The following is an 8,719-nucleotide window of genomic DNA, read 5'->3' as shown; positions in this document are numbered from 1 at the left end:
TTTGGGGGGGGGGGGCGGGGGGGGGGGGGTGGGTTTGTTTCTGGTGGGGGGGGGGGGGGAGGGGGAGGAAGGCGGGGGGGATGGTTCCTCCGGGGGGAGGGGTGTCTCCCCCCGCGGCACCGCCGAGGAGCAGTTGGAGCAGGTGGGCTGACCGAGGTCGTTCCCGGTCGGCTACTTGACCGGCAGGGCGATCTTTCCCCAGGAGCCGTTGCTCAGTGCGGAGGTGGCCCAGTACCAGGCGGCGAGCCCGGAGACGGCCGCGATCCAGCCGGCGACCTTGGCCAGGCCGCCGTAGCCGCCGAAGGTGGCGATGGCGGAGAGCAGCAGGGAGACCGTCAGCAGGCCGTAGACGGCGCGGCCGAGCAGGCCCGAACCCCAGCTCGCGGCGGTGAGGGTGAGGGCGAGCAGGGCCCACAGCAGCAGGAAGAGTCCGGCGGCGTTCTTGCCCGCCCCAGCGGCCGTTGACCAGGTCGCCCAGAAGGCGCCGAGGGTGGTGAAGGCGGTTCCGGTGAAGCCCTCGCCGCCGCGGAGTTGCCAGAGGCCCGCGATGAAGAGGGTGACGCCGCCGAGGATATGGGCGAGGTGGGCCGCGTTCCCGGCTCCGGCTCCGTGCAGGATGCCGGTGGAGAGCAGGCCGTAGGCGAGCAGTGTGAGACCGAGCGCGAGGTAGCCGAGGCTACCCGCGTCGGCTCCGGTGGAGCGGGCGTTCGTTGCCCCGGAAGCGTCGTTGCTCACCGGAGGCTCCTTTCACTCTGGGCGCGCGCAGGGCGCAGTGACGCTGTGGTGTCGTCTCGATGAGTGGATGCGCGCGACCGCGCCGAAGGCGCACTGTTGTGAGTGTGCGCGGGCCGCGGTCGGAAGTGAGGGGCCATCGGAAGTGGTGGGCCAGCGGAGAGCCGCTGGTCGTGCCCCCGCCGGAGGGAATCTCCGGTGAGATCGGTCTACCCGACCCCGTTTCGCTTGTACCCTTGTGAATATAACAATTTGTGACTGCGTCAGCACGGCCCGGCACGGCGTCAGCACGGCCCGGCACGGCACCGACGCCGCGCCGGCACTCGCCGGCCGCCGGACGTTCAGGTCTTGCGCTGGGTGGGCACCCGGAGGGTCAGGATCGCCATGTCGTCGGACGGCGGCTCCGGGGCGAAGCGTTCGACCGCACGCTGCACCCTCGCCGCGACCGCCCCGGCGGTCAGGCCGGTACAGCCGGTGAGCACCTCGGCGAGGCCGTCGTCGCCCAGCATCCGCCGGCCCTCGCGGCGTTCGGTGACCCCGTCGGTGACACAGAGCAGGACCTCGCCGGGGGCGAGCACCAGGTGCTCGGCGGTGAGGTCGAGGTCGTCCATGACGCCGAGCAGCGGCTGCGGGGTGGCGGCCCGGTCGACCTGGCCGTCGGTGCGCAGCCGCAGCGGCAGCGGGTGGCCGGCGCAGACCAGGGAGAGCTCGGTGCTGCCGTCCGGGCGGGGCGTCAGCTCGCCGTAGAGCAGTGTGAGGAAGCGGCTGCGCGAACCCTCGTCCAGGATGGCCGCGTTGAGCCGGCGCAGCACCTGCGGGGCGTCCAGGCCCTCGCGGGCGAGGAGCCGCAGCGAGTGCCGGGCCAGGCCGGTGACCGAGGCGGCCTCGGGGCCGGTGCCGCAGACGTCGCCGATGGCGAAGCCGTAGGTGCCCTCGCGGATGGTGAACAGGTCGTAGAAGTCGCCGCCGACCTCGTTGCCCTCGCCGGCCGCCTGGTAGTAGACGTCCACCTCGACGCCGGGGATCTCCGGCAGGTCCGGCGGGAGCAGGCTGCGCTGGAGGGCCTGGCTGGTGGCGGTGCGCTCGGAGTAGAGGCGGGAGTTGTCCAGGGCGAGGGCGGCCCGGCGGGAGAGGTCCTCGGCGAGTTCGAGGATCTCCTGGCGGAATCCGACGCCGGCCGGGACCCCGAGCACCAGCAGGCCGATGACGCGGTTGCGGGCGGTCAGTGCGAGGACGACGGTCTCGCCGAGCAGGCCGGCGAGCTCCGGGCCGTCGGCGAGGCCGCCCGCCTCGGCGGACTCGGCGAGGGCCGTCCAGAACCGGACGCCGTGGGCGGGGCCGGCCTCCGGTACGGGCGTCTTGTCGAGCAGGTCGCGCAGCGGGTCGATGCGGTCCTCGTCCTCGTGCAGGACGAAGGCGAGCCTGGCCGGTGAGGAGCGGTCGGCGGTGGTGTAGACGGCACACCAGGAGGCGAGGGTGGGGACGGCCATCTGGGCCATCAGCGCGAGGGTCTGCTCGTGTTCGAGGGTGCCGGCCAGCAGGTCGGAGGCCTCGACCAGGAAGGAGAGCGAGCCGCGGCGCAGCTGTTCGAGCTCGGTCAGCCGGGTGCTCTCGACGGCGAGGGCGACCCGGTCGGCGGCGAACTGCAGGCGCAGCGCGTCCTCGTTGTCGTAGCGGCCGGGCACGGCGGCGGCGATGCCCAGCGAACCGATCAGCCGGCCCTCGACCTTGAGCGGGACGGTGATCAGGGAGCGCATGCCGCTGTCGGAGAGCAGTGGCAGGCCGGTGGGCCGGGCGGAGAGGTCCTCGTGGACGGAGGGCAGCCGGGCGGAGTCGTAGCGGTTGCCGGTGCCGACCGGGAAGCGGGTGTGCCTGCGGTGTCCGGAGGTGAGGCCGGTGGCGGCGCGGACCTCGAACTCGGCCTCGTCGTCGGTGGTGAGCAGCAGGTACGCGGCGTCGCCGTCGAGCAGGTCGCGGGCGCGTTCGACGGTGCGCTGGAGCAGGGTGTCGAGGTCGTCGGTGGCGACCGGGCCGGCCAGCAGGTCGAGCCGGGGGCCGGCCGGGTCGGGGCGCTCGCCGGGCAGGGCCCGGGCGGGGGAGCGCAGCACCGCGCGGTCGGGTTCGAGGACCAGCAGGCAGAGGGTGGAGGGGACGCCCTCGGTGTCGCGCAGCCGGACCTGGACGCCGTACACCTCGACCTCCTGGCCGTCCTGGCGTCGGATGCCGTAGCCGCCCTCCCAGCGGGCCATCCGCAGGGTGTCGGTCAGGCCGAGGCCGCGGGCGGGGGACTTGGGCCAGACCGCGAGGTCGGCCCAGGGGCGGCCGAGGACGGTCGCGGCGGGGTACTGGAAGAGCGCCTCGGCGTCCGGGTTCCAGGCCAGCACCCGGCCGTCCTCGTCGAGCTGGACGACGGCGACGCGCACCGGGCCGGGGCCGCTGGGCAGATCGCTGCCGGGGGTCGCGGGAACGGCGTAGCGGGTCCCGGACACGTGTACGGGCAGCGCGAGGCGGAACCAGACGGTCTTGCGTCCGGCCGCGTACTCGACGCCCCACCGCTCCGAGAGGGCGGAGCACATCAGCAGGCCGCGACCGCCCTCGCCGTCCGGGTCGGCGTAGCGGTCGGAGCCGGTGACCGGACCGTCGCCGAGCGAGGGCAGGCCGCGCTCGGGGTGGTGGTCGGTGACCTCGATCCGGACGCTCTCCTCCTCGCGCAGGCAGCAGACCTCCGCGGCGGTGCCGGCGTGCACGACGGCGTTGGTGACGAGCTCGCTGACCAGCACGACCGCGTCGTCGACGACCTCGGGCAGGCCCCAGCCGAGCAGCGCGTCCCGGACGAACCCCCGTGCGGCGGCCGCGGACCGGCCGTCGGGATCGAAGGTGGCGGCTGCGCGCGCGGTGACCACGTTGCCACTTCTCCTCTGCTGCTCTTGCCCTGGCTGTCCGGGGTGCGGCGCCGAATCCCCGTGCGCGCCGTCGGGGTGAGCGGCGGCGCTGGGTCGGGTCGTGGCCCGGTGCAGCGCTCCACCCTACTTTCCGCTTGGTTCCCCGTGGGGACGGGGAGTCGAAACAGGCACCTGAGGGTGATTCTGCCCACCTGTTTCGGACGGTGCGGTACGAACCGAGCGCAACCGGCCGTGCACCCGGTGCCGGTGCTGCCAGACTGGGGGGTCCGCGACGGCCGGTGCGAGCAGTACGGTCGTGTGGGTGCCGGCGCGTCGCGGACCGTCGGCACGCAGCCCAGCCGGGCCGGTGCCCGGGTGCGTGCCGCACCGGCACGGTCGGTCACCGGACAGTTCACGATGTGGGAGGGGCCCGTTGAGTTCGGCCACCAAGGACGCAACCGGAACGACGCCGCCCACTGCGCGCGGTGGACGCCCCGGGGCCGTGCCGCGGAACGCGGCCGGCCGACGGGCGCCGGGCCACAATCGTGGCGCGGAGCCCGCCGAGCTGCGCAAGCTGCTGTCGGCGCTGACCGCGATGAGGGACGGCAACTTCCGCCGCCGGCTGACCGTCCCGGGGGACGGGCCGCTGGCCGAGATCGCCGCGGTGTTCAACGAGGTCGCCGAGCGCAACCAGCACCTGACCGGTGAACTGGCGAGGGTCCGGCGCGCGGTGGGCCGCGAGGGCCGGCTGAACGAGCGGCTGGAGACCGGCGCGGGCGAGGGCGCCTGGATGGCGGCGGTCGACAACTGCAACGCGCTGATCGACGACCTGGCCCGCCCGATGGCCGAGGTGGGCCGGGTGCTCACCTCGATCGCCGAGGGCGACCTGGACCAGAAGATGGAGCTGCGCTCGCTGCACAGCAACGGGGTGAGCCACCCGCTGCGCGGCGAGTACCTGAAGATCGGGCGGACCGTCAACGGGCTGGTGGACCAGCTCTCCGAGTTCACCGACGAGGTGACCCGGGTGGCCCGCGAGGTCGGTACCGAGGGCAAGCTCGGCGGCCAGGCCAAGGTCCGCAGCGTGTCCGGCAGTTGGAAGGACCTGGCGGACTCGGTCAACACCATGGCGGGCCGGCTGACCGCCCAGGTGCGCAACATCGCCCAGGTGACCACGGCGGTGGCCAAGGGCGATCTGTCCCGCAAGGTCACCGTCGAGGTGGCCGGCGAGATGCTGGAGCTGAAGAACACCGTCAACACGATGGTCGACCAGCTGAACGGGTTCGCCGCCCAGGTCACCACGGTGGCCCGGGACGTGGGGACGGAGGGCCGGCTCGGCGGGCAGGCCCAGGTGCCGGGCGTGGCCGGGGTCTGGCGGGACCTGACCGACTCGGTGAACTTCATGGCGAACAACCTGACCGGCCAGGTGCGCAACATCGCCCAGGTGACGACCGCGGTCGCCAAGGGCGACCTGTCGCAGAAGATCGAGGTGGACGCGCGCGGCGAGATGCTGGAGCTGAAGAACACCATCAACACGATGGTCGACCAGCTCTCCGGCTTCGCCGAGCAGGTGACCCGGGTGGCCCGTCAGGTGGGCACCGAGGGGCGGCTCGGCGGTCAGGCGCAGGTGCCCTGGGCGGCCGGGGTCTGGCGGGACCTGACCGACAACGTCAACTTCATGGCGAACAACCTCACCGATCAGGTGCGCAACATCGCCCAGGTGACGACCGCGGTCGCCAAGGGCGACCTGTCGCAGAAGATCCAGGTGGACGCGCGCGGGGAGATCCTGGAGCTGAAGAACACCATCAACACGATGGTGGACCAGCTGGGCGCCTTCGCGGACGAGGTGACCCGGGTCGCCCGGGACGTGGGCACCGAGGGCATCCTCGGCGGCCAGGCCAGCGTGCCCGGCGTGGCCGGGATCTGGAAGGACCTGACCAACTCCGTCAACCTGATGGCCAACAACCTGACCAGCCAGGTCCGGAACATCGCCGAGGTGACCACCGCGGTCGCGCGCGGCGACGTCTCCAAGAAGATCACCGTCGACGCCCGGGGCGAGATCCTGGAGCTGGTGACGACCGTCAACACGATGGTGGACCAGCTGTCGGCGTTCGCCGACGAGGTGACCCGGGTGGCCCGCGAGGTGGGCACCGAGGGCATCCTGGGCGGTCAGGCCCGGGTGCGAGGGGTGTCGGGCATCTGGAAGGACCTGACCGACAACGTCAACTTCATGGCGTCGAACCTGACCGGACAGGTGCGCAACATCGCCGAGGTCGCCGGTGCGGTGGCCCGCGGCGACCTCTCCAAGAAGATCGCCATCGACGCCCAGGGCGAGGTGGCGGCGCTCGCCGCGACCCTCAACACCATGGTCGACCAGCTGTCCTCCTTCGCGGTGGAGGTCACCCGGGTGGCCCGCGAGGTCGGTACCGACGGCACCCTGGGCGGCCAGGCCAGCGTGCCGGGCGTGGCCGGCATCTGGAAGGACCTGACCGACAACGTCAACCAGATGGCCAACAACCTCACCGGCCAGGTGCGGAACATCGCGCTGGTGATCACCGCGGTGGCCCGCGGCGACCTCTCGCAGAAGATCGACGTCGACGCGCGCGGCGAGATCCTCCAGCTCAAGACCAACATCAACACCATGGTCGACCAGCTGTCGGCCTTCGCCGACGAGGTGACCCGGGTGGCCCGCGAGGTGGGCACCGACGGGCGGCTCGGCGGCCAGGCCCGGGTGCCCGGCGTGGACGGCACCTGGCAGGACCTCACCGAGTCGGTGAACGAGCTGGCCAACAACCTGACCCGGCAGGTGCGCGCGATCGCCCAGGTCGCCACCGCGGTCACCAGGGGCGACCTGAGCCTGCGGATCGACGTGGACGCCGCGGGCGAGCTCGACGAGCTCAAGGACAACATCAACCAGATGATCGCCAACCTGCGCGAGACCACCCGCACCAACCAGGAGCAGGACTGGCTCAAGACCAACCTGGCCCGGATCTCCGGCCTGCTCCAGGGCCGCCGGGACCTGGAGGCGGTCGCCTCGCTGATCATGACCGAGCTGACCCCGGTGGTCTCCGCCCAGCACGGAGCCTTCTTCCTCGCCCAGCCGGCCGGCCGCACCGCCGAGCTGATCACCGAGGACGACGACGAGAACGACACCGTGCTGCGCCTGATCGGCAGCTACGGCTACCAGCGGCGGGCGATGCCGACCACCTTCCGCCCCGGCGAGTCGCTGATCGGCCAGGCCGCGGTGGAGAAGCGGGCGATCATCCTCAAGGAGGCGCCGCCCGGGTACCTGAAGATCGCCTCCGGGCTCGGCGAGGCCTCCCCGGCCCACATCGTGGTGCTGCCGGTGCTGTTCGAGGGCCGGCTGCTGGGCGTGATCGAACTGGCCACCTTCAGCTCCTTCACCACCGTCGCGCTGGACTTCCTGAACCAGATCGCGGACCTCATCGGCGTCACGGTCAACACCATCAGCGTCAACACCAAGACCGAGGGCCTGCTGCTGGAGTCCCAGCGCCTCACCGCCGAACTCTCGATGCGGTCCGCCGAGTTGGAGGCCCGCCAGGAGGAACTGGAGCGCACCAACGAGGAGTTGCAGGAGAAGGCCGAGCAACTCGCCCAGCAGAACCGCGACATCGAGATCAAGAACGGCGAGATCGAAGAGGCCCGGCAGGTCCTGGAGGAGCGCGCCGAGCAGCTCGCCCTGGCCTCCCGGTACAAGAGCGAGTTCCTCGCCAACATGTCGCACGAGCTGCGCACCCCGCTCAACTCGCTGCTGATCCTGGCCAAGCTGCTCTCCGACAACAACGAGGGCAACCTCTCGCCGAAGCAGGTCGAGTTCGCCGACACCATCCACGGCGCCGGCTCCGACCTGCTCCAGCTGATCAACGACATCCTCGACCTGTCCAAGGTCGAGGCCGGCAAGATGGACGTCCGCCCGGCCCGGATCGCGCTGGTCCAGCTGGTCGACTACGTCGAGGCGACCTTCCAGCCGGTCGCGCTGGACAAGAACCTGGACTTCGCCGTCCGGGTCTCGCCCGCCCTGCCGGTCACCCTGCACACCGACGAGCAGCGGCTCCAGCAGGTGCTGCGCAACCTGATCTCCAACGCGGTGAAGTTCACCGACGCCGGAGCCGTCGACTTCTCGATCCGCCCGGCCGGCCGGGAGGTCCCGCAGGACGTGCGCGAGCGGCTGCTGGAGTCCGGCTCGATCCAGGGCCCGGACGACGAGCTGATCGCCTTCGCGGTCTCCGACACCGGCATCGGAATCCCCGGGAACAAGCTGCGCGAGATCTTCGAGGCGTTCAAGCAGGCCGACGGCACCACCAGCCGCAAGTACGGCGGCACCGGCCTCGGCCTGTCCATCAGCCGCGAGATCGCCCGGCTGCTCGGCGGCGAGATCCACGCCGAGAGCGAACTGGGCAAGGGCTCGACCTTCACGCTCTACCTGCCGCTGCGCACCGAGGCCCCGGAGGCCGTCGGCGACCCCCGCTCGACCGTGCCGGCCGGCCTGACGCCGCGCGCCTCGGTCGGGGTGACCCCGGTGGGCCTGCCGGTGCCGGTCGGCGAGAACCCGGCCGACCACTGGGCCCAGGAGGTCCGCGAGCTGGCCGAGGAGCGCCGCCGCGGCGCGGTGGAGCGCCGGCGCAGCGCCGCCCTGGAGAGCGCCGCCGGACCGCGGACGGTGGAGCCCCTCCAGCCCCGCCCGGTCAACGGCGACCGGCGCTTCGACGGCCAGCAGGTGCTGATCGTGGACGACGACGTCCGCAACGTGTTCGCGCTCACCAGCGTGCTGGAGCAGCACGGCCTGACCGTCCTGTACGCCGAGAACGGCCGCGAGGGCATCGAGATGCTGGAGCAGCACGAGAACGTGGCGCTGGTCCTGATGGACATCATGATGCCGGAGATGGACGGCTACGCGACCACCGAGGCGATCCGCCGGATGCCCCAGTTCGCGGGCCTGCCGATCATCGCGCTGACCGCCAAGGCGATGAAGGGCGACCGGGAGAAGTCGCTGCAGGCGGGTGCCACCGACCACATCACCAAGCCGGTGGAGACCGACCACCTGCTGTCGGTCATGCGCGAGTGGCTGAACGCGGACCGCGCGTGAT

At 72.1% G+C, this 8,719-nt stretch carries 3 protein-coding genes; 1 reads left to right on the top strand and 2 read right to left on the bottom strand.

Annotated elements, in window-relative coordinates; genetic code table 11:
- Positions 1-171: 171 nt before the first annotated feature.
- Together ACFVGO_RS27380 and ACFVGO_RS27375 are read right to left on the bottom strand one after the other, a co-directional pair.
- Positions 172-735 carry a GPR1/FUN34/YaaH family transporter gene (locus ACFVGO_RS27380; RefSeq protein WP_380634584.1) on the bottom strand — a complete coding sequence of 188 codons (564 nt, stop codon included), beginning with the start codon at positions 733-735 and terminating at the stop codon, positions 172-174.
- A 338-nt stretch (positions 736-1,073) separates the two neighbouring features.
- Positions 1,074-3,635, bottom strand: coding sequence for a SpoIIE family protein phosphatase (locus ACFVGO_RS27375; RefSeq protein ID WP_380634582.1), 2,562 nt, complete (start codon positions 3,633-3,635; stop codon positions 1,074-1,076).
- 481 nt (positions 3,636-4,116) lie between these two features.
- Between ACFVGO_RS27375 and ACFVGO_RS27370 the strand changes: the two genes are divergently transcribed.
- Complete coding sequence (locus ACFVGO_RS27370) at positions 4,117-8,718, top strand: HAMP domain-containing protein (protein ID WP_380352581.1); 4,602 nt, start codon at positions 4,117-4,119, stop codon at positions 8,716-8,718.
- The last annotated feature ends 1 nt before the right edge of the window (position 8,719 follow it).

Origin of the sequence: Kitasatospora sp. NPDC057738, assembly GCF_042798815.1 — a bacterium.
In the GTDB taxonomy this organism is placed as follows: domain Bacteria; phylum Actinomycetota; class Actinomycetes; order Streptomycetales; family Streptomycetaceae; genus Kitasatospora; species Kitasatospora lactacystinica.
Note: the sequence above shows the minus strand (reverse complement) of the source record. Positions and strands in the feature narration are given on the sequence as shown.